Here is a 25,104-nt window from a genome sequence, read left to right as displayed (position 1 = left end):
CATCACCCCTCTCGGTCATCGATGCCCGGCAGTATCCACCACTTCAGTCCGACGGGAGCAGCCGCGTGAGCGCGCACGACCACCACAGCGATCCGCTGCCCGACACGGCGCAGGGCATCCTGGCCGAGGACCGGGCCCACCTGTTCTACTCCTGGTCCGCGCAGCGACAACTGTCGCCGATGCCGGTGGCGCGGGCGCTCGGCTCGTACTTCTGGGACTACGACGGCAACCGCTACCTCGACTTCGCCTCCCAGTTCGTGCACGTCAACATCGGTCACCAGCACCCGAAGGTGGTGGCGGCGATCCAGCGCCAGGCCGAACGGCTGTGCACGGTCAGCCCGGCGTTCGGCAACGACCAGCGGGCGCGGGCGGCCCGGCTGATCGCCGAACGGGCACCGGGCGACCTCGACCGGGTGCTGTTCACCAACGGTGGCACCGACGCGGTGGAACACGCCGTACGGATGGCCCGCCTGGTCACCGGGCGGCCGAAGGTGCTCGCCGCGTACCGCTCCTATCACGGCGGGTCACACCTGACGCTGCACATGACCGGCGACCCGCGTCGCTGGCCGATCGACACCGGCGCGGCCGGCGTGGTCCACTTCTTCGGCCCCTACCTGTACCGCAGCGCGTTCCACGCGCGCACCGAACCGGAGGAGGCCCAGCGGGCGCTGGCCCACCTCGAGCAGGTGATCGCGTTGGAAGGGCCGGGCACCGTCGCCGCCGTGATCCTGGAACCGGTGGTCGGCACCAACGGTGTGCTGGTGCCGCCGGAGGGCTACCTGGCCGGCGTACGCGAGCTGTGTGACCGGCACGGCATCCTGCTGATCGCCGACGAGGTGATGGCGGGCTTCGGCCGGACCGGACGCTGGTTCGCGGTGCAGAACTGGGACGTCGTACCCGACCTCATCACCTTCGCGAAGGGGGTGAACTCCGGCTACGTCCCGCTCGGCGGGGTGCTGATGGGTCCGCGCGTGTTCGACGCCTTCGCCGACCGGCCCTACCCCGGCGGCCTGACCTACTCCGGCCACCCGCTGGCCTGCGCCGCCGCGGTGGCCGCCATCACGGCGATGAGCGAGGAAGGGATCGTCGAGAACGCCGCCCACCTCGGTGCCGAGGTACTCGGCCCCGGTCTGCGGGAGCTGTCCGAACGCCACCCGGTCATCGGTGAGGTACGCGGACTGGGCGTGTTCTGGGCGCTGGAGCTGGTGCGGGACCGGGACACCCGCGAGATGCTGCCGCCGCTGGGGGCGCCCGGCGGTCCGCCCGGTCCGATGGACGAGCTGGCCGCGGCCTGCCGTAAGCGCGGGCTCTGGCCGTTCGTGCACACCAACCGGATCCACGTCGTGCCGCCGTGCACCGTGACCGAGCGGGAGATCCGCGAGGGCCTGGACATCCTCGACGAGGCGTTGTCCGTCATAGGCAGCCACTACCGATGACCTCCGAACCGATCCGACAGTCGTCACCGCAGTCCGTGCCGAGGAGCGAGATGAACCAGCACGCCCAACGCCTCTCCACTCTGACCGCCGAGCAGCGCGCCCTGTTGCTGAAGCAGGTCGGTGCGCAGTTGACCGAACGCCAACGTCCGTCCACCCGGATTCCCCGCCGGGTCGGGGACGCGGACCGGGCGCCCGTGTCCTACCTACAGGAACAGCTGTGGTTCCTCGACCAGTTGGTGCCGGGACAGTCCACGTACAACGTGCCGTCGGTGTTCCGGTTGCAGGGGCCGTTGGACCTGACGGCCCTGCGCCGCGCGCTGGCCGACATCGTCGATCGGCACGAGGCGCTCCGGACCACCATCCGGGCCGAGAACGGCGAACCGTACCAGCACATCGCCAAGCCGGGGGAGCAGCCGCACCACCTGGTGGTGGACGACCTCAGCGACGTCGCGGACCCGGCGGTGCGGTTGGCGGAGGCGCAGCGGCGGGTGCAGGAGGAGATCCGGCGACCGTTCGACCTGGCGGAGGGGCCGCTGTTCCGCTCGCTGCTGGTCCGCCTCGACGACGCCGACCACCTGCTCGCCGTCACCATGCACCACATCGCCTCCGACGGCTGGTCGCAGGCGGTGCTCACCAACGAGCTGTCCGAGCTGTACGCGGCCCACCACACCGGCCGCCCACCGGCGCTGGCACCGCTGCCCGTGCAGTACGGCGACTACGCGGCCTGGCAGCGCAACCAGCTCAGCGACGAGGTCTTCACCGACCAGCTCGACCACTGGCAGCAGCGGCTGAGCGGGTTGCCCACCCTGGAACTGCCCACCGACCGACCAAGACCGGCCACGATGTCGTACCGCAGCGCCGCGGTGTCCCGCACCCTCGACGGGGATCTGCTGCACCGGCTGCGTCAGCTCTCCGCCCGCAACAACGCCACCCTGTTCATGACGCTGATGACGGCGTACCAGGCGGTGCTGGCCCGCTACAGCGGACAGGACGAGATCGTCGTCGGCACCACCACCACCGGCCGGGAGCCGGCCGAGCTGGAGCCCCTCATCGGCTACTTCGTCAACATGGTGGTGCTGCGGACCGAGGTCGCCGACGACCCGACCTTCGGCGAACTGCTGACCCGGGTGCGCGGCGTGGTGCTGGAGGCGTGGAAGCACCAGCAGGTGCCGTTCGAGAAGGTCGTCGAGCGGATCCAGCCGGTCCGCGACCCCTCGCGGAACCCGCTGTTCCAGGTGGGCCTGCAACTGCTGGGCAGCGCCACCCAGAGCACCGAGCCGAACCTGCCCGGGCTCACCGTCACCTCGCTTGACGCCAACCCGGGCGGGCACCCGTTCGACCTGTCGATCACCTGCACCGAGAGCCCCGACCAGCTGCGGCTGGTCGCCGACTACTCGGTCGACCTGTTCGACGAGCCGCGGATGGCGCGGCTGCTGCGGCACCTGGAACGGGTGTTGCGGACCGCCGTCGACGCTCCCGACACCCCGCTGTCGGCGTTGCCGTTGCTCGACGAGGAGGAGCGGACGCTGCTGCTGCACACCTGGCAGGGACCGCAGGGGGAGCGCGCCCGCGAACCGGTGCACGTGCAGATCGCGCGGCTGGCCGCCGAACGACCCGACCTGGTGGCGGCCACCCTGCACGGTGCCGAGCTGACCTACGGCGAGCTGGATCGCCGCGCCGGGGTGCTGGCGCACCGTTTCCGGGCGCTCGGCGTGGGCCGGGACGACATCGTGGCGTTGCTGCTGGAACGGGGCTTCGACCTGATCGTCGGCATGGTCGCCGCGCAGAAGGCCGGCGGCGCGTTCGTGGTGATGGACCCGGGCCACCCGGTACGCCGCATCGAGTTCATCCTCGAAGACACCGCGGCCAAGGCGGTGGTCACCCGCAGCGCGCTGGCCGACCGGCTGCCCGAGGGTGCCGCCGCCACGCCGGTGCTCGTCGACACGGAGTGGGACGAGTTGTCGGCGGCGGCCGCCGGTGCGGCGCCGCTCGACGAACTGGCCGACGAGAACTCGCTGGCCTACGTGCTCTACACCTCGGGCTCGACCGGCAAACCCAAGGGGGTGATGATCGAGCATCACGCACTGAACACGTTCCTGCTCTGGCTCGGCAACATCTTCGACTTCGGCCCCGGCGACCGGTTGCTGCAACACATGGCGCCCATCTTCGACTTCGCCGAGGGCGAGATCTTCACCGCGCTGACCCGTGGCGTGACGATGGTCTTCGTACCGGAGGAACACCGCACCGACCCGGACGTGATCGGGCAGCTGCTAGTCTCGGAGAGGATCACCTACATCGGCGGACCGCCGGCCATCCTGGGCCGCATCCCGCCGGGCAGCTACCCCGACCTCAAGTACATGATCGCCGGAGGTGAGGCGGTCACGGGTGATCTCATCAACCGCTGGAACACCCCGGGTCGCCGGTTCATCAACGGGTACGGACCGACCGAGGCCGCCGTCGGCTGCATCTTCTATGAGTGCGAGCACCGCACCTGGATCGGCCAACCGCCGATCGGGCGGGCCATGCCCAACCGGGTCGCCTACGTGCTGGACCGGTGGAACAACCTGCAACCGGTGGGGGTGCCCGGTGAGGTGATCACCGGCGGTGAGGGTCTCGCCCGGGGCTACCTCAACCGGCCGGAGTTGACCGCCGAGAAGTTCATCGACAACCCGTACCGGCCGGGGGAGCGGATGTACCGCACCGGCGACCTGGGCGTGTGGACCGAGGACGGGCAGATCCAGTTCCTCGGCCGCATCGACACCCAGGTCAAGCTCAACGGGCTGCGCATCGAGCTGGAGGAGATCGAGTCGACGCTCACCGCCCATCCCGGCGTCGCCGAGGCGGCGGTGGCGCTGCGCGAGGACAGCCCCGGCAGCAAGCGGCTGGTCGGCTACGTGGTCCCGGCCGGCGCGGCGGCACCACCGACCGAGGAACTGCGCGAGCACCTGCTCGCCGACCTGCCGCCGTACATGGTGCCGCACGTCTTCGTGGCCCTGGACGTACTGCCGCTGACCAGCGTCGGCAAGGTGGACCGCAACCGGCTTCCGGTTCCCGAGGAGACCGGGTCGGCCGAGGTGGAGCTGGTCGCGCCGCGCACCCCGGAGGAGGAACGGGTCGCTGAGATCTTCGCCGCGGTGCTCGGTGTCGAGCGGGTCGGCGCCGACGCGAACTTCTTCGAGCTGGGCGGCAACTCGCTGATGGCGGCCCGGGTGCTGTCCCGGATCGCCGAACTCGGCGGGGCCAGCGCGACCATGCGGGACTTCTACACCAAGCCGCGGGTCAGCGAGATCGCGCAGCTGCTCGCCGGAACGCCGTCGAGCACCGACCCGGCGACCCCGACCGACGCGGCACCGGTGGCCGACCAGACCCGGGCCCGGTTGGAGCAGGAGATCGCCGACCTGGAACAGCGGCTCCGGGCCGCGCGGGCGGCCCTCGCCGGGCAGGACGGTCCGGTGTCCGGCGGGCACGAGGGACAACGGCTGCCGCTGTCACCGACGCAGGAGCAGCTCTGGTTCCTCGAACAGCTCGCACCCGGCCAGCCGACCTACCACATCCCGGTGCCGGTACGGCTCACCGGACCGCTCGACGTCGACCTGCTCGGTCGGGCGCTGACCGCCGTGGTGGCCCGCCACGAGGCGCTGCGCACCACGTTCGGCACCGACGACGACACCCCGTACCAACTGGTGTCACCCGTCGGTGAGGTGCCGCTGCCGGTGCACGAGCTGGACGCGACGGCAGCCGACGACCGGGAGCAGGCGCTCCGCGTCGAGCTGGAACGCGACGCCACCGAACCGTTCGACCTGGGTCGCGACCTGATGTTGCGGGCCCGGCTGATCCGCCTTGACGGCCAGGAGCACGTGCTCAGCATGGTGTTGCACCACATCTGCGCCGACGGCTGGTCGGCCGGGCTGCTGGTGCGTGATCTCGCCGAGCTGTACGACGCGTTGCGGCACGACCGGCAGCCGCAGCTGCCCGCCCTGCGGTTGCAGTACGCCGACCACGCGCTGGCGCAGCGCCGGCAGCTCGACGCCGGTGACCTGGAGTCGCAGTTGGCGTACTGGGCGCGGCAACTGGCCGACGCGCCCACCCTGGACCTGCCCAGCGACCGGCCCCGCCCGGCCACGGCCACCAACCGTGGCGCCCTGCTGGTGCGTCGGATGCCCGCCGACGTGCTGGAGGGCCTGCGCCGGGTGGCCCAACAGGAGCAGGCCAGCACGTACGCGGTGCTGCTCGCCGGCTTCAAGACGGTGCTGATGCGCTACACCGGCGTCGACGACGTGGTGGTCGGCACCGCCGGTGCCGGTCGCGGCCGTCCGGAGCTGGAGGATCTGGTCGGTTTCTTCGTCAACATGCTGGCCCTGCGTACCGACCTCTCCGGCGACCCGAGCTTCGGTGAGGCGGTCCGCCGCACCATGGGCACCCTGCTGGCCGCCTGGGACCACCAGGACGCGCCGTTCGAGCGGGTCGTCGGGCGGCTCGGTCGACGCCGCGACGCCAGCCGCAACCCGGTCTTCCAGGTCTCCATCGACCTGCTCAGCGGCGACCTGGTGGACTTCCGGTTCCCCGGGCTGGCCGCCGAGTTCCTCGACGTCGATCCCGGCGTCTCCCGCTTCGACATGGCGATCAACGCGTACGAGGAGACCGACGGCATCACCTTCCGGATCGAGTACGCCACGGATCTGTTCGACACCGCCCGGATCGAGGCGATGTTCGGCCACCTGGAGCGGGTTCTGCGGGCCGCGGTGGCGGCACCGCAGACGCCGCTGTCGGCCCTGCCACTGCTCGACGACACCGAGCGAACCGAACTGCTGGCGCTGGCCCAGGGGGAGCGACGACCCCACCGGCCGGCGACCCTGCCGGAGCTGTTCGCGGCGAGCGTGGCCCGCACCCCGCAGGCCACCGCGGTCATCGCCGCCGAGGGCACGCTGAGCTACGCCGAACTCGACGAGCGCAGCCGTCGGCTCGGCGCGGCTGCGCGCCGCCGGGTGGGCACCGGGGACGTCGTGCCGGTGCTGCTGGAGCGCGGCCTCGCGGAGGTGGTGAGCGTGCTGGCCGTGCTGCGGGCCGGTGCCGCGTACGCTCCGATGGACCCGGCCGCGCCGCCGAGCCGGCTGGCTTTCCAGGTCGGTGACACCGGTGCCCGGGTGGTGGTGGGCGACCCGGCGCGGCTCGGCACCGTCGCCGGGGTGACCATCGTGGACCCGGCGGCGGAGCTGCCGGAGGCGGCCGACGAGCCGTGGCTGGCCGAGCTGACCCCCGCTTCGCTGGCGTACGTGCTGTACACCTCCGGTTCCACCGGCGAGCCCAAGGGCGTGCTCATCGAGCACGGCATGGTCGCCGGCTACCTGGAGTGGATGGTGCCGGACTTCGGCATCGAGCCACGGTCCCGGATGATGCACTGCTGCGCGCCGGTGTTCGACCTGGCCGTCGGTGAACTGTTCGGTGCCCTCACCGCCGGTGCGACCGTGGTGGTGGCCGGTCACGACGACGTGCACCGCCCGGGCGCGTTGACCGCGCTGGCCCGCGAGACCGGCGCGACGCACATCTTCACCACTCCCACCGTGCTGGGTCTGCTCGATCCGACCGAACTGCCGCAACTGCGGTCGGTGATGATGGCCGGCGAACCGGCGCCGCCGTCGCTGGTGGCCGCCTGGCACGTCGACGGTCGGCGGGTGCTCAACCTGTACGGCCCGGCCGAGGCCACGGTGGGCTGCACCTGGTACGAGTGCCCGGCCGGCACCGCACCCGCGGCGACGGTACCGATCGGTCGTCCGATGCCGAACCGGCGGGTGTACGTCGTCGACGACAGCGGCGACCTGGCGCCGGTCGGTGTGCCCGGTGAGCTGGTCGTCGCCGGCAACGGGGTGGCGCGTGGCTATCTCGACCGACCCGAGCTGACCGACTCGGCGTTCGGCGCCGACGAGCGGGCCGGGGAGGGACGGGCGTACCGCACCGGTGACCTGGCCCGGTGGAACCGGGACGGCCAGTTGGAGTTCCTCGGCCGCCGCGACGGGCAGGTCAAGCTGCGTGGGCTGCGGGTCGAGCTGGGTGAGGTCGAGCATGCCCTGCGCACGGCGGCCGGCGTGTCCGGAGCCGCCGCGGCGGTGCACGGCACGGGCGCCGAGGCGGTCCTGGTCGGGTACGTGGTCGGCGAGCTGTCTGACGACGACGCGGAGGCCCTGCGGACGACGCTCGCCGGGAAGCTGCCCGGGTACATGGTGCCCAACGTGGTGCTGCGCCTGCCGCAGCTGCCGCTGACCCGCACCGGCAAGGTGGACCGCAAGCGGTTGCCCGCGCCCGAGTCCGGTGCCGGGCAGGCGGCGTACGTGCCGCCCGGCACCGACGACGAGCGGCTCATCGCCGGGGTCTTCGCCGACCTGCTCGGTCTGGAACGGGCCGGCCGCGAGGACGAGTTCTTCCTCAGCGGCGGCAACTCGCTGCAGGCGATCCGGGCGGTGGGCCGGCTCAACGACGCACTCGGTGTGCCGCTGACCGTGCGGGACTTCTACGCGGCACCGACCGTCGCGGCCCTGGCCGAGCTGGCCGGACGCCGACGGGCCGCCGAGCAGGCGGCGCAGTGGCAACTGCTCGACGAGATCGAGCAGCTCAGCGACGACGAGGTGGAACGGCTGCTGGCGGCGGACTGATCGCCGGTCGCGTCCGCGGGCCCCGCCGCCGTGCGCGGCGGGGCCGGCGGTGTCCTGAAAGGAGTGAGATGTCCGACGAGACCTTCGACGGCAGGGTAGCCCGACTGGACGAGCGCCGGCGGCTGCTGCTGGAACGGATGCGGCAACAGCGCCGGCAGCCACCGGCGACGATCGGCGCCCGACCGGCCGGCGACGAGCGGGTGCCGCTGTCGCGGGCCCAGGAACAGTTGTGGTTCCTCGCCCAGCTCGCGCCGGCCGAGCCGACGTACAACCTGGTGCAGGCCTCGTACCTGACCGGCGAGGTGGACCCCGCCGCGCTGCGGCGGGCGTTGGACGGCGTGGTCGCCCGGCACGAGGCGTTGCGCACGGTCGTGGAGAGCGTCGACGGCGTGGCGTACCAGCGGGTGTTGCCGCCGGGGCCGGCCAGCCTGGTCGTCGACGACGTGTCCCGGCTGCCCGAGCAGCAGCGTCGGCCGGCGGCGCTCACCCTGCTCCAGCAGCAGGAGGTGCACCGCCCGTTCGACCTGGCCACCGGCCCGCTGTTCCGGGCCCGGCTGGTCCGGCTCGGTCCCACCGAGCACGCTCTCGCCGTCGCGGCGCACCACATCGTGGTCGACGGCTGGTCGATGGGCCTGATCCTGCGGGAACTGGCCGCCGCGTACGACGCGCACCGGCACGGCACGCGAGCGCGGCTGGACCCGCCCGCCCTCCAGTACCCGGACTTCGCCCGCTGGCAGCATCAGCAGCTGGCCACCGCCGAACTGGACAACCACCTGAGGTACTGGGCGCAGCGGCTGGCCGACCTGCCCACCCTGGAACTGCCGGCCGATCGACCCCGGCCGACCACCGCGTCGTTCCGGGGTGCGCTGCTGGAGCAACCACTGGATCCGCAGCTGCACGCCGGGGTGCAGGCGTTGGCCAAGGAAACCGGCGCGAGCCCGTTCATGGTGCTGGTGGCGGCCTTCGCGGCGATGCTCGCCCGCTACACCGGCACCGACGACCTGGCCGTCGGCACCACCTTCAGCGGGCGCAGTCGCCCGGAGCTGGAGAGTGTGGTCGGGTTCTTCGCCAACATGGGGGTGCTGCGTCTGGACACCTCGGGCGACCCCACTTTCGCCACCCTGGTCGATCGGGCCCGGGACACCTGCCTGGGCGCGTGGGAGCACCAGGACGCCCCGTTCGAGCGGGTGGTGCAGCGACTCGCCCCACCCCGCGACCCGGGCCGCAACCCGCTGTTCCAGGTTGCCGTGCAGCTGCTGGACGGTTCCACCTGGGGCGGACCGACGCTGCCCGGCACCGACAGCACCCCGGTCGACCTGCGGCTGGACCGGTCCCGCTTCGACATGATGGTCAGCCTCGTCGACCACGGCGACCGGTACTCGGTGCTCACCGAGTACTCCACCGACCTGTTCGACGCCCGGCGGGTACGCGCCATGCTCGACCACGTCGCCCGGCTGCTCGACGCGGGCCTGGCCGACCCGGCTACGACGCTGTCGCGGTTGCCGATGCTCGACCCCGCCGAACGCGAGCGGGTCCTGGCCCTCGGCGCGGGCGAACGACGTGACGTGGCCCCGGCCACCGTCCACCAGCTGGTCCGGGCGCAGGCCGAACGCAACCCCGACGCGGTGGCCGTCCGGCACGGCGATCACGAGCTGACCTACCGGGAGCTGCTGGACCGGGCCGCGCGGCGGGCGGCCGGCCTGCGCGACGCGGGCCTGCGACCCGGCGACCGGGTGCCGGCGCTGCTGGACCGGGGCGTCGACGAGGTGCTGACGCCGCTGGCGATCTGGCACGCCGGTGGGGTGTACGTGCCGCTGGACACCGCCGCCCCGCCGAACCGGCTGCGCCGGATCCTGACCAACTGTGCCGCCCGGCTCGTGCTCACCCGCACCGAGCACGCCGCCGGGGTGCCGGAGGGCCCGTGGCGGACCCTCCTGCTCGACACCGGCGACCTGGACTCCGCCGCCGGTCTCGCCCCGGAGCCGTCCACCGGCCCGGACGACCTGGCGTACGTGCTGCACACCTCGGGCACGACGGGTGACCCGAAGGGTGTCCAGCTGCCGCACCGGGGTTTCGTCACCTACCTGGACTGGATGCGCGACCAGTGGCGCTGCGGGCCCGGTGACCGGGTGTTGCACGGCTGCGCGCCGGTGTTCGACCTGGCGGCGGGTGAGGTGCTGGCGGCGCTCACCTCCGGTGCCACGGTGGTGGTGATCGGCAAGGACCGGTTGCTCTCGCCGGGCGGTCTCGCCGAGGTCCTGGCGGCCGAACGGATCACGCACCTGTTCCTGACCCCGACCACGCTCGGTCTGGTCGAGGACGACACCGACCGGTTCGACGCGTTGCGGGAGGTGCTGGTCGGTGGCGAGGTCTGCCCCGCCGACCTGGTGACCCGGTGGGCGCGCCCGGGGCGGCGTCGGTTCGTCAACCTGTACGGCCCGACCGAGGCCACCGTGGGCTGCCTCGCCCACGACTGCACGGACTGGTCGGCAGCCACCCCACCGCCGATCGGCGCGACGATGCCGAACCGCCGCACCTACCTGGTCGACCGCTGGGACAACCCGGTGCCGGTCGGGGTGCCGGGGGAGATCCTGGTCGGTGGCGCGGCGCTGAGCACCGGCTACCTCAACGACGACGAGCTGACCGGACGCCGGTTCACCGCGGATCCGTTCGATCCGCAGGGACGGGTCTACCGCACCGGCGATCGTGGTCACTGGGACGCGCAGGGCCGGCTGCACTTCGGCGGCCGGCTGGACGGCCAGGTCAAGTTGCGCGGCCTACGCGTCGAACTCGACGAGATCGAGGCACTGCTGAGCCGGCACTCCGGGGTGGCCCGCGCCGCCGCGACCGTGGTCCGCGACGGCAACGGGGTGCAGCGGCTCGTCGGGTACGTGGTGGACGCCGCCGAGCCGGCCAGCGACGCGGACCTGCGCACGCACCTGAGCACGGAGCTGCCCGCCCACCTGGTGCCCGGCCGGTTCGTCCGACTGCCCGCCCTGCCGTTGACCACCAGCGGCAAGGTCAACCGGCGGGCGCTGCCGGCACCGGAGGCGGCGGACACCGACGACACCGGCGCGGCCCCCACCACCGGTGCCGAGCGCCAGGTCGCGGAGATCTTCGCGGAGGTGCTGGGGGTGGCGCGGGTGGGCGCGGAGACATCCTTCTTCGACCTCGGTGGGCACTCGTTGCAGGCGGCGCACGTGCTGGCCCGCATCGCCGGACGGATCGGCACGTCGGTGTCGCTCAAGCAGTTCTACGCCACCCCGACCGTCCGAGCGGTGGCCCGGTTCGTCGAGCACGGGCCGGTGGTGGACGCCTCGCCACTCGTCACGCTCAAGGCCACCGGTTCGCGCCCCCGGCTCTACTGCCCGCACGCGGTTTCCGGCTCGCCGTACTGGTACCTGCCGCTGAGCCGGGCCCTGCATCCGGAGCAGCCGGTGGACGGCTTCGAGGCGCCGGGACTGGAGGGCGGCATCGAGCCGGTCGACGACCTGGTGATGCTCGCCGGGCGGTACGTCGCCGCGCTGCGCGAGCGGCAGCCGCACGGGCCGTACCTGCTCGCCGGCTGGTCGATGGGGGGCTTCCTCTGCTTCGAGATGGCCCGGCAGCTCGCCGCCGTGGGTGCCGCACCGGACCTCGTGGTGATGATCGACTCCAATGAGCCCGGCCCGTTGCCGCTGCCGAGCGAGCGACAGGTGATGGAGACCTTCGTCGCCGACCTGGCCGGGCTCTCCGCGGCACCGGCACCGCCGCTGGACGCCGAGGTGGTCGACGCGGCCGACCCGATCGCGGCGCTCACCGGGTTCCTGGTCCGGCACGGATTGATCCCGTCGGACGTGCGGGCCGACTTCGTCGCCAACCGGTACGCGGTGTTCCGCGCCAACATGCGGGCCATCTACGGCTACCAGCCGGCACCGTACGCCGGCCGGACGGTGCTGGTGCAGGCGGAGCGGGAGGCCAGCCGCGCGGCGTGGCGCCGGTGGAGTCCGGCGATGGAGGTGGTGACGCTGCCGGGCGACCACTACTCGATGTGGTCCCCGCAGCACCTGCCCGCGCTGGCAGCCCTCATCGACGGCCAGGTGGCACGGGTGCTCGACCTCGGCTGACCGGCACCGGGGCCCGCCCAGACCATCGGCTGGGCGGGCCCCGGGCGAGCATCGTCACCGGCGGCGAGCCCGGTCACCTCGGTGCGGAACGCGCTCCGGTCGGCGCGGACGACTCCTCGACCGGGCCCGTGGCCGGCTCGACCTCGACCTCACCGGGAGGTGGGTTGCCCGGCGCCGCCACGGCCTCGACCTGCTCGGCGGCGTCGCCGTTCGGCGCCGTCCCGGCCGACACCCGGGTGGACAGCCGCCAGGTCCGGTAGGCCAGCAGGAATCCCAGCATCAGCAGACCGGCGTCGACCCAGAGGCTGCGGCTCAACCCCAGCGCGGAACGGCTCGGGTCGTTCTCGGCGGTCGCCAGGTAGACGCCGCCGACGACGACCACGCTCACCACGCTGGCCAGCAGCGTTCCGGTCGAGACCAGGGCGGACAGGGCGGCGGCGTAGCGGGGGCCCACGGTCGCGGCCGTCTGCTCCACGAGCGTGCTGAAACCGGCCGCCATCCCCGCGCCGGCGAGCAGCAGCAGCGCCGACACCACCGCGATCGGCCAGCCGCCGGCCACCACGACCGCGAGTGCGGCCAGGGCCAGGGCGAACACCAGCAGGCCGGCGACCGGTAGCGGGCGGTGGAAACGTTTCGGCAGCCGCGTCCAGGTGAGGCTGACGGCCGCGAAACCCACGGGGTACGGGATGAACATCAACCCGGCCTGCAACGGTGTGTAGCCCAGCCCGTTCTGCACGTGCAGGGTGAGCGGAAACAGCACCCCGGCGAAGGCGAAGTTGAGGATGCAGCAGGCCAGCAGTCCCGACTTGACGCCTCGCGGTCGCAGCGCGTCGATCTCCAGCACGGGTTGTCCGCCCCGGGCGCCCAGCCGCAGCTCGTACCGGACGAAGAGGACGAGCCCGGCCGTGCCGGCGGCGATGCTGGCCAGTGCCCACGCGGGCCAGCCCTGTTCCCGCCCGAAGACCAGCGGTGCTACCACCGCGCCCATCGAGACGGCGAGCAGCAGGATGCCGACGATGTCGGGCCGGAACCGCGAGCTGGGCGTGTGCCCCGGCAGGTAACGCGGCGCCGCCGCCAGCAGGGCCAGCCCGATCGGCACGTTGACCAGGAACGCGGCCCGCCAGCCGCTGCCCAGCACGTCGGCGCTGACGATCACGCCGCCGGCGATCTGACCGGCGGCAACTCCGAGCGCCAGCACCATCGAGTAGAGCCCGATGGCGCGGGCCCGGGCCGACCCGGTGAAGACGATCTGGATCACCGAGAGCACCTGCGGCACCATCATGGCCCCGAACGCCCCCTGCAGCAGGCGGGCGGCGACCAGCGTGCCCGCGGTCGGGGCGATCCCGCAGAGCAGCGAGCTGGCGGTGAAGCCGGTCAGCCCGACCATGAACAGCCGCCGGTGCCCCACGTCGCCGCCGAGTCGCGCGCCGGTGACCACGAGCACCGCGAACATGAGCGTGTATCCGGACAGGATCAGTTGCAGAACGGCGCCGGAGGTCTGCAGGTCATCCTTGATGGTCTTGGTGGCCACGGCGACGATGGAGTTGTCCATCGTCGCCATGACCTGTGCCACCAGGAGGATGAGCAGCACCAGCCGGGCGCCCCGTGGTCGACCTTCGTCCTCAGTGGCCATCGACACTCCTCGCTCTTTCTGGTTGTCACGCCCGTTGCCGTGGTAGAGGCTTCCGTGCCGACAGTGGTTGCGCAACTACGTGCGGCTGGGTGTCGCGGGCGTGCGGGCATCCCGCGGATCGTCGTCGTCGGAGACCGCCGGCCGGGTCGCCGGCACACCGTTGCCGGTCGCCGACCACGCCACCGACGCCGGGCTTTCGGTGTCGGTGGGGCCGGTGCCTGGCGCGGGACCGGTCCGGGACACCGGCACGGTGCCGACGCCGCGACGCGCGAGCGGCCCGACCGAGGCACCCAACTCCGGCCCGAACACCAGCAGCAGGACGGTGGCGGCCAGGCACAGCACACCCAGTGCGATGGCCGGCGCGACGAGCCCGCCGCCGAGGGAGAGAATCAGCAGCATGGCGGACGGTCCGAGGATGCCACCGACCTTCGTGGCCGCCCCGGCGAAGCCGGAGCCGGTGGCCCGCATCGCGGTCGGGTAGATCTCGGCGCTGTACGGCAGCAGCATCGCGTTGACCGCGGACAACGACAGCACCAGCAGGCCGATGGAGGCCAGCAGCAGCACCGTCCCGCCGCTGTCGGTGGTCCAAAGGGCCACTCCGCCGAGCCCGACCGCGGTTATCGCGATGAACAGCGCCAGCGCGCGGCGGCCGCTCCAGGCCGCGTAGAGCAGCACGACCAGCGCGAGGGCCGGGGTGGAGTAGAGCGCCGAGTCGGCCAGCAGCCCGCTCGCGACACCGCCGGCCAGGCCAGCCTCGCGCAGCTGCGCGGGCAGCATCACCAGGAAGCCGAAGTTCACCAGGCCCCAGACGACACCGACCACGCCGATCACCGATGTCACGACCGGATACGCCCGCAGCATCGCCCCCACGCCGGGACGCGTCGCGGCGGCGGCGGCGTCGGCGGCCGGGGGCGTGGCACCCAGGTGGGACCCGTAGCGGCGGAGCACCGCCTCCGCCTCGGTACGCCGTCCGGCGCGCAGCAGGTACAGCGGCGACTCGGGGATCAACGGCGCCATCAGCAACAGCAGCAGCCCGGAGGGCAGCCCGATCAACCAGAGTGCGCGCCAGGTCAGCGCCGGCTCCAGGTGGCGTGCCGCCTCGCTGGCCGCCAGGTAGCCGCCGAGGCCACCGATCCCACCGACGGTCACCGCCACCCAGCCGCGGTGCCGGCGTGGGGTCAGCTCGGCGATCAGCGTGAACACCAGGGGCAACAGGCCACCGGCGGAGGTGCCCATCGTGAAGCACATGACGAGGTTCCACTCGAAGGTGGGCATGGCCCCGCACGCCGAGGTCGCGATGAACAGCAGGGTGGCCAGGAGCAGGGCGGTCCGTCGACCGTACCGGTCGCCGAGCAGGCCCCAGACGACCGACCCGACCGCGGTGCCGGTGAGGGCCACCAGGGGCAGGATCGAGACCGATTCGAGGGACATGCCGTACTCGTCGCTCATGCCGGGCATGACGAAGCCGAGGGTCAGCGGCTTCATGATGTCGACCACCAAGGCGATGGTCAGCACCGCGCAGGTGATCCAGTACGCGGGTCGCAGCCGCCCGTGCTCGATCGACTCCACGGTGACGCTCGCGGAGTCCGGTCGTCGGACCCCCGCGAACAGCGCCCGCCCGGCCACCACCAGGCCGACGACGAGCAGCAGCATGCCGAGGATCATCGTCGGCGTCCACATGTCCATCGGCTCGCCGGGGCTCATGCCCTCCATGCCCGGCATGCTCTCCATGTCGTCCATGCCGTCCATGTCGTCCATGCCGGGCTCGGCCGACCCCATCCGGGCATGGTCGATCATCATCTTCACGTCGGGCAGTTGGAACAGCACGCCGGCCGTCACCAACGCCACGCCGAGCAGGAATCCGAGTGTCCCGCGGTGTTTCGCGGGTGTTGTGTCGGCAGTGCGGGATTCGGGCATGGATGACCGACCTCCGAGCTGTCCCGAGACGAGAAGAACGTCGGCGAATTGGCGACCACCGAAATCTACAAGGGTGCTTCCCGGGTGACAACCGTCAATTATATGACTCATTTCGGTAAGTGGTTATGAATTGCTGCCTCCGGGCGGCTCACCCTGTTTGCTACCGATTTGGTGGGCTCTGATCGGTCAGTCAGCCGACGGGCGTTGCCCGATCGCCCTGTGGGATGTTAGGCTCACCCTAAGTGATCAACTGGCCGGCGTCGGTACTCCCCAATGGGCCGCTTGCCATCGCCTTTCGGCAGCTCAATGCCGTTGTGGCGGATCGTTGGTCGCGGGTGACGCGCACCGCGTCGTCGGATCCGCCAGGCGGTGGCGCTGTCCGCGCCAGGCCGGCGCGGCGCAGCGGCCGACCCGACTTCAGCAATTAACCGAGCGTATTGTTCCGTGAATTGCTGGCAATCTCTCCGTAACGCTCCGGGCCGCACGGAAATGCTAGGATCGGAAGCGATGCCCGCCGCCCATCGCCTTTCAACTGAGGTCGACGGCGGGCTGGATCGGGCGTGAGCTGCGCCGTTTCTCGAATCGGTATCCGACTACCCGTACGCGACCGCGACCCCGGCACGCGCCGACCGGCCCGGATCGATCCCCTCGGTCACTGTCGGTGCCGTAGATGTGCCCCATGTGGACCGGTCGGCCCGATCCGGCCCGTGTTGTGCCAGCATGGACTACATGACCATCCAGTCCGACCCGATGGCGTCGACGGACGAGGTACGCGGTGAGCCGGCCGATGAGTTCGTCGGTGCCCTCGTCTCGCTGAGCCGGGTCATGGTGGCCGTCGCCATGCGGACGCTGGCGCGCATCGACGCCGACGTGACGCTCCAGCAGTTCCGGACGCTCGTGGTGCTGGTGCCCGGCCCGCAGCGGGTGATCGACCTGGCGAAGCTGCTCGGCGTGCAGTCGTCGACCGCCACCCGGATGTGCGACCGACTGGTCCGCAAGGGGCTGGTGGCACGGCACGAGCGGGTGGCGGACCGTCGGGCTGCCTGGGTCGGGCTGACCGTCGCCGGCAAGGAACTCGTCGGCCTGGGCATGCGAGCCCGACAACAGGAACTGGAGCGGATGCTGGCCGACCTGCGACCCGGCGACTCCGACGTCACCACCGGCGCGCTGGTGGCGGTACTGCGCGCCGCCGGTGAGCTCACCGACGGTGCCTGGTGGCGGCAGTGGGCGGATTCGGTGGTGGAGTGACGCGACGCCGTCGGTCCCGAGTGGCCGGCGCAGCCGTGGGCCGACCGGCGGCGCGGCCGGGTTCAGACGGTGACGCAGCCGGGGTCAGACGGTGACGCGGCTGGCCGCACGGCGGCGGGCCATGGGCATCGACGGCACCTCGGCGGCCGGACGCGGTAGGTCGGACGGTGTCACGTCGATCGGCGACACGCCGGCCGAGACGGCGTCCTGTGACGCCGCGTTCCGCAATTGATCGAGGGCGGCGTCGAGGCTGTCGAAGATCGGGAAAACCCCGTCGAGCTTCATCGTGTGCAGCACGGTGCGGATGAACCTCGACGGCGCGGCGAGGCACAGCCGCCCGCCACGCTCGCGTACGTCGCGGTGCGCCCGGACGAGCATGCCCAGGCCGAGCGAGTCGATGACCTGCACCTGGGTCAGGTCCACCACCACCGTCCCGGCCACGTCGAACGCGCCGCGCAGCGCGGCCCGCAGCGCGTCGCCGGTGTCCTGGTCTCCGCCGTCGGCGGGCACCACCACCGCCGCCTCGGCGAGGCCCGATCCAGCCCGGTCGCCGTCACCGAGGGAGCTGCCCGGCGGCAGCGCGCTGCACCGGGGGCAGCGGTGCGGGCCGGTGGCGAACGGCGACCCGCTCCACCCGTGGTCGGAGACCAGCGTCCAGACGACCTCGGCGTCGGGCAGCACGCAGGCGGTGCCGGTGGTGGTGTCTCCACAGACGTCGCAGATCAGGGTCATCAGGTTGTCGTCCGGTACGACGGTCATCCTGCTTCCTCTCCGGTACCCCGGCCGGTCGGCCGCGGTGCGGGACTCGGGGCGGGGGCGGGTGAGGCACCCTCGCCGTACGGACTCCTCACAGGGAGTCGGAGCGTTCCTTGCCGGTGGTGGCGACCACGATCACCACCGCGACCGCGGCGAGCCCGGCCTGCACGACCAGGCCCAGGATGCTGAACCCCTGTACGCCGGCGAGCCAGGCGGTGATGGCACCGAGCAACGAGGCGACGGCACCGATGGTCATGGTGAGCCACAGCGGCGCACCCGGGCGGCCGGGCAGGACCAGCCGGCCGAGCGCGCCGACGGCGAGGCCGACGGCGAGGGCCGTGACGATCCCGGCGCTGGTCATGCTGCTCCTCGTGCTCGCGGTCAGATGCGTCGGCTGCGGTGTGTCAGGTGCGCACGGTGACGGCGGCGCGGCCGTACGCGGCAGCGCGCGGGACCGTACCCGGTGCCGGTGTCCCGTCGGCCGGCGGGACACCCGGCGCGGCGGTGATCGCCTCGGCGACCGGGGCCGAGGCGGCGTCGGTGTGCACCGGCAGGATCTGGTCCAGCCGGGCGGTCTGCAGGATGCGGGTGATGCGCGGGTTCGGGTTGCGGACGGCCAGCACACCACCGGCACGGACCATCCGGCGGTGCACGTCGAGCAGCAGACCGATGGCGGCGGCGTCGATGTGCCGGCAACCCGCCAGGTCGATCACGACCTGACCGGGACGCAGGGCCAGGAGCTGATCGAGGACCGCGCCGGTCTCCGGCAGGCAGCTCAGATCGAACTCGGTGATGGACACCTCCACCAGCGGCACCGAGCACTCGGGGCGTCGTGGTGCGGTCACGGCCAAGGCCCCCTCTCCTGCGGTCTCCGAGTGGCTCTCACCCTGCCCAGCGGGGTTGGCGGCCACCGCGCGGACGGATGACAGTTGCGTGACAAAACCCCCTGTTGTCGATCGTGGTTGGCCCGGCGGTCAGGGCTTGGGGATGATTCCGGTATGACAGCGGTACTGGTGATCGAGGACGACGACCGGATCCGGTTGGCGTTGCTGCTCGCTCTGGAGGACGAGGGCTACGAGGCCCGGGGAGCGGCCACCGCCGAGGAGGGGCTGCGCACGCAGCGCCGGGATCCCGCCGACTACGTCCTGGTCGACCTGATGCTGCCCGGCATCGACGGCTTCGAGGGCATCCGCCAGTTGCGCCGCGACGACGACGTGCCGATCGTCGTGGTCAGCGCCCGCGACGACACCCACGACATCGTCGCCGCCCTCGAGGCCGGCGCCGACGACTACGTGGTCAAGCCGGTGGCGATCAAGGAACTGACCGCTCGGCTGCGCGCCCTGCGCCGACGCGGGCGCACCACGACCGCGTCGGACGGCCCGCAGCCGGTGCCGGTGCTCGCCTTCGGTGACCTGGAGGTGAGCCCCGAGGCGGGGGAGGTGCGCCGCGCCGGTGAGCCGGTCGCGGTCACCCGCACCGAGTTCCGGCTGCTGTGCGAGCTGGCCGAACACGCCGGCCGGGTGCTCTCCCGGCAGCAGCTGCTCAGCCGGGTCTGGGGGTACGACAGCGGCGACGAACGGCTTGTCGACGTGCACGTCGGTCGGCTGCGCCAGAAGATCGAAGCCGATCCGGCCAACCCCCGACACCTGGTGACGCTGCGCGGGCTGGGTTACAAACTGCAACGATGAGACGCCTCGGACTGCGTGCCCGGGTCACCGCCGCGTTCGCGGTCGGTGCGTTGCTGCTGTCCGCCTCGATGGCCCTGGTGTCGTACGAGCTGACCCGCCGCACCCTGCTCGACGAGCGGGAACGCACCGTGCTGCGGGCGGCGTACTACGACGCGGCGGTGGTCCGCGCCGGGCTCGACACCGACAACCCGGACGTCGCGGAGGCGTTGCGGGCGTTGGACACCGGCACCGGACGGCGACCCCTGGTGCTGCTCGACGGCGAGTGGTACGCCCGCAGCGCCGACAACGGGCTCACCACGATCGTTCCGGCCCGGCTTCAGGACCTGGTCGCGGCGGGGGAGCCGGCGGTGCAGCGGGTACGCGTCAACGACACCCCGGTGATGCTGGTCGGCGTGCCGCTGTCCGAGTCGACCGCCTTCTACGAGATCGCCTCGCTGCGGGAACTGGAACAGACCTTCCAGGTGCTGGCGCTGGCGCTCACCGCGGTCGCGATCATGATCGCCGGGTCCGGGGCGGCCCTCGGCTGGTACGCCACCCGACACGGGCTGCGTCCGCTGACCGCCGTCGCCGACGCCGCCGAGCGGATCGCGGCCGGCGACTTCACCACCCGCCTCGCCCCCGACACCGACCCCGACCTGACCCGTCTGTCCACCTCCTTCAACCGGATGGTCGACGAGTTGGCCGGGCGGATCGACCGGGACCGGCGCTTCGCCGCCGACGTCAGTCACGAACTGCGGTCGCCGTTGCAGACCCTCGCCGCCGCCGCGAGTGTGCTGTCCCGGCGCCGGGAGAACCAGGACGAGCGGACCGCCACCGCGGCCCGGCTCGTCGCCGACGAGATCGACCGTTTTCAGCAACTGGTCAACGACCTGCTGGACCTGGCCCGTGGTGACCAGCCGGTGCACCGGGAGTCGGTGGACCTGCCCGAGCTGGCCCGGCAGGCGTGCCGGGACCGGGACCTGCCGGAGTCGATGGTGCAGCTGGCGGCGGGGACGCCACCCGGGTGGCGGGTGGACCGTCGCCGGGTCGCCCAGGTGTTGGCCAACCTGCTGGACAACGCCGAGCGGTACGGTGCGGGACCGGTCGCGGTGCGGCTGTCCCACGACGCGGACACGGGCGTGATCGAGGTCGACGACGAGGGCCCGGGAGTGCCGATGGAGGACCGCGAGGCGATCTTCGACCGTTTCGTCCGGGGGCGGGCGGCCAACTACCGTGGTGGCGGCGACGGCACCGGCCTGGGCCTGGCCCTGGTGGCCCAGCACGCCGCCGCGCACGGCGGAGACGCGTCGGTCAGCGACCGCCCGGAGGGCGGTGCCCGGTTCCGGGTAACCCTGCCCGGGAGCCTGCCATGACCCGCCCCGGCACCGTCCAGGCCACGCGGATGGGCGCGATCGCGGCGATCGTCGCCGTGCTCGCCCTGCTCGGGGCGTGCGGAGTGCCGGCCGAGGATCGACCCCGCGCGGTCACCCCGCCGCCGGTTCCCTTCCCGGCGACCGCCTCGGCCGCGCCGACGGCGGCGGAGACCGGCGCGGTGACCGAGGTGCTCTATTTCGCCCGCGACGAACGCCTGGTGCCGGTGATCCGCCGGGCCGACCAGGTGCCCGCACTCGACGCGCAGCTGCGGGCGCTGCTGGCCGGGCCGACCCCGACCGAGCGCGACGACGGACTGACCAGTGCCCTGCCGGGAGCCTTCACCAGCGCGGTGGTCGAGCTGGTCGACGGGTTGGCCCGGGTCACCGTCGGGCTGACGGCGGTGGACACCGGCCGCAGCGACGGCCGGCTGGCGTACGGTCAGATCGTCTGCACGCTCACCGCCCGCACCGATGTCACGGCGGTGCTGTTCCTGGAAGGCGGCACGCCGCTGAGCGTCCCCCGGGCGGACGGCTCGCTGTCGTCGGGACCGCTCACCGCTGCCGACTACGCCGTGTTGATCAATCCGCGCTGATCAGAGACAGACACCCGACGCACGCGCAGCGCGACGACTCGTATCCTTTCCGCGAACCGTCGTGCCGACGACCGGAAAGGACTTGGTGTGAACGACCGGGCCGAGACGTTGGAGTTCCAGGCCGAAGCGCGTCAGCTGCTCCGGCTGATGGTCCACTCGATCTACTCGAACAAGGACGTCTTCCTCCGCGAGTTGATCTCGAACGCCTCAGACGCGCTGGACAAGCTGCGCCTGGCGTCGATGGTCGACAAGGACCTCGCCGTCGACACCGGCGACCTGCACATCGCCATCGAGGTCGACCGGGACGCCCGCACCCTCACCGTGCGGGACAACGGCATCGGCATGAGCCGCGACGAGGTGGTCTCCGTCATCGGCACCATCGCCAAGTCCGGCACCGCGGAGCTGCTGCGGCAGCTGCGGGAGGCCAAGGACGCCGGCGCCTCACAGGAGCTGATCGGTCAGTTCGGCGTCGGCTTCTACGCCGCGTTCATGGTCGCCGAGCGGGTCGAGCTGGTCACCCGGCGGGCCGGCGAGACCGGTGGTACCCGCTGGGAGTCCACCGGCGAGGGCACCTACACCATCACCGAGCTGGACGACGCCCCCCAGGGCACGGCGGTGACCCTGCACCTCAAGCCCGCCGACGCCGAGGACAACCTGCACGACTACACCGCCGAGTGGACGATCCGGGGGATCGTCAAGCGCTACTCCGACTTCATCGCCCACCCGATCCGGATGACCGTCGAGCGGCCCGGCACCGACGACGCCCCCGCCACCACCGAGACGGTGACCCTCAACTCGATGAAGGCGCTGTGGGCCCGCCCGCGCGGTGAGGTCGAGCCCACCGAGTACCACGAGTTCTACAAGCATGTCAGCCACGACTGGGCGGACCCGCTGGAGACCATCCACATGCGGGGGGAGGGGACCTTCGAGTACGAGGCGCTGCTGTTCATCCCCACCCACGCGCCGCTCGACCTGTTCTCCCCCCAGGGCCGCCGAGGGGTGCAGCTCTACGTCAAGCGCGTGTTCATCATGGACGACTGCGACGCGCTGATGCCCAACTACCTGCGGTTCGTCAAGGGTGTGGTGGACGCCCACGACCTGTCGCTGAACATCTCCCGGGAGATCCTCCAGCAGGACCGCCAGATCCGCGCCGTCCGCCGTCGCCTGGTCAAGAAGATCCTCGCCACGGTCAAGGATCTCAAGACCGAGCAGCCGGAGCGCTACCGCACCTTCTGGACCGAGTTCGGGCCGGTGGTCAAGGAAGGTCTGCTGGAGGACACCGACAACCAGGACACCCTGCTGGAGATCCTCTCGGTGGCCTCCACCAACGACCCGGCCGAGCAGACCGACCTGGCCGGCTACGTGGAACGCATGCGCGAGGGCCAGCAGGACATCTACTACGCCACCGGCGAGAACCGGACCACCATCGAGAACTCCCCGCACATGGAGGCGTTCCGCGCCAAGGGCTACGAGGTGCTGCTGCTCACCGACCCGGTCGACGAGGTCTGGGTGGAGCGGGTCGGCAGCTACGCGGGCAAGACGCTGCGTTCGGTCGCCAAGGGGCAGGTCGACCTGGACACCGAGCAGGAGCGCACCGAGGCCGAAGCCGAACGGGAGCGGCAGCGCACCGAGTACGCCGACCTGCTCGGCTGGATGGGCGAGGTGTTGGCCGACAACGTCAAGGAGGTCCGGCTGTCGTCGCGGCTGACCACCTCGCCGGCCTGCGTGGTCGGCGACGCGCACGACCTCACGCCCACCCTGGAGAAGATGTACCGCGCGATGGGGCAGGAGGTGCCGAAGGTCAAGCGGATCCTGGAGATCAACCCGACCCATCCGCTGGTCACCGGCCTGCGCAAGGCGCACGAGCAGGGCGCCACCGGCGACTCCCTGGCGGAGACCGCCGAGCTGCTCTACGGCACCGCGCTGCTCGCCGAGGGCGGTGACCTGACCGACCCGTCGCGGTTCGCCCGGATCCTCGCCGACCGCCTCGCCCGCACCCTGTAGTCGCACCGGCTGTCGGAATCGCGCCCGCTGCCGGGATCGAGTTGGCTCGGACGCCACTCGATCCCGGCAGCGGGCATGACCGTGGCGGTGGGCGTCAGGAACCTGTCGGGGCTGCGGCTCGTTCGAGACGTCGGGCGAATGTGCGTAGCCGGACCGGACCCGCCCGGCCCTCGGTGTGACCGTCGGCGGCCTATGGTGTGGCGATGTCCGAGCAATGGTCCCTGACCGTCGACTGCGCGCGCCCGAGCGAGTTGGCCGCGTTCTGGTGCCTCGCGCTGGGGTACGTCCCGGCCGCCCCACCAGAAGGGTTCGCCACCTGGGAGGCATGGCGGACCCATTTCAAGGTTCCCGAGGACGAGTGGGACGACGGCGCCTTCATCGAGGACCCGAACGGCGCCCGGCCCGGTGTGTCGTTCCTCAAGGTGCCTGAACCGAAGGTAGTCAAGAACCGCATGCACTTCGACATCCACGTCGGCGGCGGCCGGCAGGAGCCGTTCGAGCTGCGCTGGCCACGGGTCCAGGCGGTGATCGACAAGCTGGTGGCGGCGGGCGGCACCGTGCTCCGGGTGGACGAATCGGATGGTACGCCTGACCACGTGACGATGGCCGACCCAGAGGGCAACGAGTTCGACGTCCTTTAGGCCCCGTTCGGCCGGGCAGCTGGCCGCCTACGGCACGGCTGCGAGGCGAAAGCGGTCAGGAACCAAGGCGTGAAAGTGCGGGCCGACGGGTACCAATCGCCGACATGAGTGCGAGTGTGCTGGTGGATCCGGACCGGCCTGCGCCCGCAGTGGCGGTGGGCACCGTCGCGGTCGTGGCCCACCGGAAGAAGAACCTCGGTGGCGGCCTGGACGAGCTGCGCGCCGTCCTCGTCGGCGCGGGTGTCGAACACCTGCTCTGGTACGAGGTGCCCAAGAGTCGCAAGGCACCGAAGAAGGTCCGCAAGGCGCTCGACAAGGGTGCCGAACTGGTTTTCGTCTGGGGCGGCGACGGCATGGTCCAACGCTGCGCCGACACCCTCGCCGGATCCCGCGTACCGATGGCGATCCTGCCGGCCGGCACCGCCAACCTGTTCGCCACCAACCTGGGTATTCCCGAGGATCTGCGCGAGGCGGTCCGGATCGGCCTGCACGGGCGGCGCCGCCGGCTCGACCTGGGCAAGCTCAACGGTGAGCACTTCGCGGTGATGGCCGGTGCCGGTTTCGACGGTGACCTCATCCGTGAGGCCGACCGGGAGATGAAGGGGCGTCTCGGCCGGCTCGCCTACGTGTGGACCGGGCTGCGTCACGTGCGTGGCGAGCTGACCCGGACCCGGATCACCGTCGACGGTGCCCGGTGGTTCGACGGTGAGGCCAGTTGCGTGCTGTTCGGCAACGTCGGCACCATCACCGGCGGCATCCCGGCCTTCGACGACGCCCGCCCCGACAGCCGCGCGTTGGAGATCGGGGTCTCCACCGCCAGCGGTGCCGTCGACTGGGCCCGCGCCCTCGGCAAGATGGCCACCGGTCGGTCCGAGGACTCCAAGTTCGTGCGGATCACCCGGGGCCGCAAGGTCAAGGTCCGTTTCGCCGACGCCAAGACGTACGAGCTTGACGGCGGCGCCCGCGGCACGGCCCGGAAACTGAAGGTGCGCGCCGTGCCCGCCGCCCTGACCGTATGCTGCCCGGATCGGGACGCCGAGGACGCGCCGCAGTGAGCCCGGGCCGGCCGCCGTACATCCCGCC

Annotated in this window: 15 protein-coding genes; 10 read left to right on the top strand and 5 right to left on the bottom strand. The window is 72.0% G+C overall.

From position 1 onward, the window contains the following. Nucleotides 1–65: 65 nt before the first annotated feature. The 3 genes from ENC19_RS09935 (at nt 66) to ENC19_RS09925 (ending at nt 12,189) form a co-directional block, all read left to right on the top strand. Nucleotides 66–1,436 (top strand): aspartate aminotransferase family protein, encoded by a 1,371-nt coding sequence (locus ENC19_RS09935; RefSeq protein WP_164446904.1) that lies wholly within the window; start codon nt 66–68, stop codon nt 1,434–1,436. A gap of 50 nt (nt 1,437–1,486) precedes the next feature. Continuing rightward, entirely contained in the window at nt 1,487–8,083 is a 6,597-nt protein-coding gene (locus ENC19_RS09930; protein ID WP_164446903.1) for a non-ribosomal peptide synthetase, read from the top strand. 68 nt (nt 8,084–8,151) lie between these two features. Next, the gene (locus tag ENC19_RS09925) at nt 8,152–12,189 is read left to right on the top strand and encodes a non-ribosomal peptide synthetase (protein WP_164446902.1); all 4,038 of its coding nucleotides are present in this window, start codon (nt 8,152–8,154) and stop codon (nt 12,187–12,189) included. Between the two features lie 73 nt (nt 12,190–12,262). Here ENC19_RS09925 and ENC19_RS09920 read toward each other — a convergent pair whose 3' ends face one another. Then, the gene (locus ENC19_RS09920) at nt 12,263–13,822 is read right to left on the bottom strand and encodes an MFS transporter (RefSeq protein WP_164446901.1); all 1,560 of its coding nucleotides are present in this window, start codon (nt 13,820–13,822) and stop codon (nt 12,263–12,265) included. Nucleotides 13,823–13,897: 75 nt separating this feature from the next. Beyond that, nucleotides 13,898–15,670, bottom strand: coding sequence for an MFS transporter (locus tag ENC19_RS09915; RefSeq protein ID WP_309246044.1), 1,773 nt, complete (start codon nt 15,668–15,670; stop codon nt 13,898–13,900). Nucleotides 15,671–16,468: 798 nt separating this feature from the next. On the opposite strand from ENC19_RS09915, the gene ENC19_RS09910 reads away from it, so the two are divergent. After that, on the top strand, nt 16,469–16,987 hold the full coding sequence (locus tag ENC19_RS09910) for a MarR family winged helix-turn-helix transcriptional regulator (protein ID WP_164446900.1): 519 nt from the start codon (nt 16,469–16,471) through the stop codon (nt 16,985–16,987). An 84-nt stretch (nt 16,988–17,071) separates the two neighbouring features. Here ENC19_RS09910 and ENC19_RS09905 read toward each other — a convergent pair whose 3' ends face one another. The 3 genes from ENC19_RS09905 to ENC19_RS09895 form a co-directional block, all read right to left on the bottom strand. Next, nucleotides 17,072–17,746, bottom strand: a complete 675-nt coding sequence (locus ENC19_RS09905; RefSeq protein ID WP_164446899.1) for an STAS domain-containing protein — start codon at nt 17,744–17,746, stop codon at nt 17,072–17,074. 88 nt (nt 17,747–17,834) lie between these two features. Next, nucleotides 17,835–18,104, bottom strand: coding sequence for a GlsB/YeaQ/YmgE family stress response membrane protein (locus ENC19_RS09900; protein WP_164446898.1), 270 nt, complete (start codon nt 18,102–18,104; stop codon nt 17,835–17,837). Nucleotides 18,105–18,147: 43 nt separating this feature from the next. After that, nucleotides 18,148–18,588, bottom strand: a complete 441-nt coding sequence (locus ENC19_RS09895) for an STAS domain-containing protein (RefSeq protein WP_281604038.1) — start codon at nt 18,586–18,588, stop codon at nt 18,148–18,150. Nucleotides 18,589–18,741: 153 nt separating this feature from the next. Here ENC19_RS09895 and ENC19_RS09890 point away from each other — a divergent pair, with 153 nt between their 5' ends. The 6 genes from ENC19_RS09890 (at nt 18,742) to ENC19_RS09865 (ending at nt 25,076) form a co-directional block, all read left to right on the top strand. Then, on the top strand, nt 18,742–19,431 hold the full coding sequence (locus tag ENC19_RS09890; RefSeq protein ID WP_164446897.1) for a response regulator transcription factor: 690 nt from the start codon (nt 18,742–18,744) through the stop codon (nt 19,429–19,431). Continuing rightward, a complete protein-coding gene (locus ENC19_RS09885) occupies nt 19,428–20,783 on the top strand; it encodes a sensor histidine kinase (protein ID WP_164446896.1) in 1,356 nt (451 codons plus the stop codon). Before ENC19_RS09890 ends, ENC19_RS09885 begins: the two co-directional genes overlap by 4 nt. Nucleotides 20,784–20,812: 29 nt before the next feature. After that, nucleotides 20,813–21,376 (top strand): GerMN domain-containing protein, encoded by a 564-nt coding sequence (locus ENC19_RS09880; RefSeq protein ID WP_164447355.1) that lies wholly within the window; start codon nt 20,813–20,815, stop codon nt 21,374–21,376. An 87-nt stretch (nt 21,377–21,463) separates the two neighbouring features. Then, nucleotides 21,464–23,380, top strand: a complete 1,917-nt coding sequence (gene htpG / locus ENC19_RS09875; protein WP_164446895.1) for a molecular chaperone HtpG — start codon at nt 21,464–21,466, stop codon at nt 23,378–23,380. A gap of 203 nt (nt 23,381–23,583) precedes the next feature. Then, entirely contained in the window at nt 23,584–24,021 is a 438-nt protein-coding gene (locus ENC19_RS09870) for a VOC family protein (RefSeq protein WP_164446894.1), read from the top strand. 104 nt (nt 24,022–24,125) lie between these two features. After that, nucleotides 24,126–25,076: a diacylglycerol/lipid kinase family protein gene (locus tag ENC19_RS09865; protein WP_164446893.1), complete on the top strand. Its 951-nt coding sequence runs from the start codon at nt 24,126–24,128 to the stop codon at nt 25,074–25,076. Nucleotides 25,077–25,104: the final 28 nt, after the last annotated feature.

Source organism: Verrucosispora sioxanthis (assembly GCF_010560025.1).
Lineage (GTDB): Bacteria > Actinomycetota > Actinomycetes > Mycobacteriales > Micromonosporaceae > Micromonospora > Micromonospora palythoicola.
The sequence above is the reverse complement of the archived record's forward strand: the minus strand, read 5'-3'. Positions and strand labels throughout refer to the sequence as shown.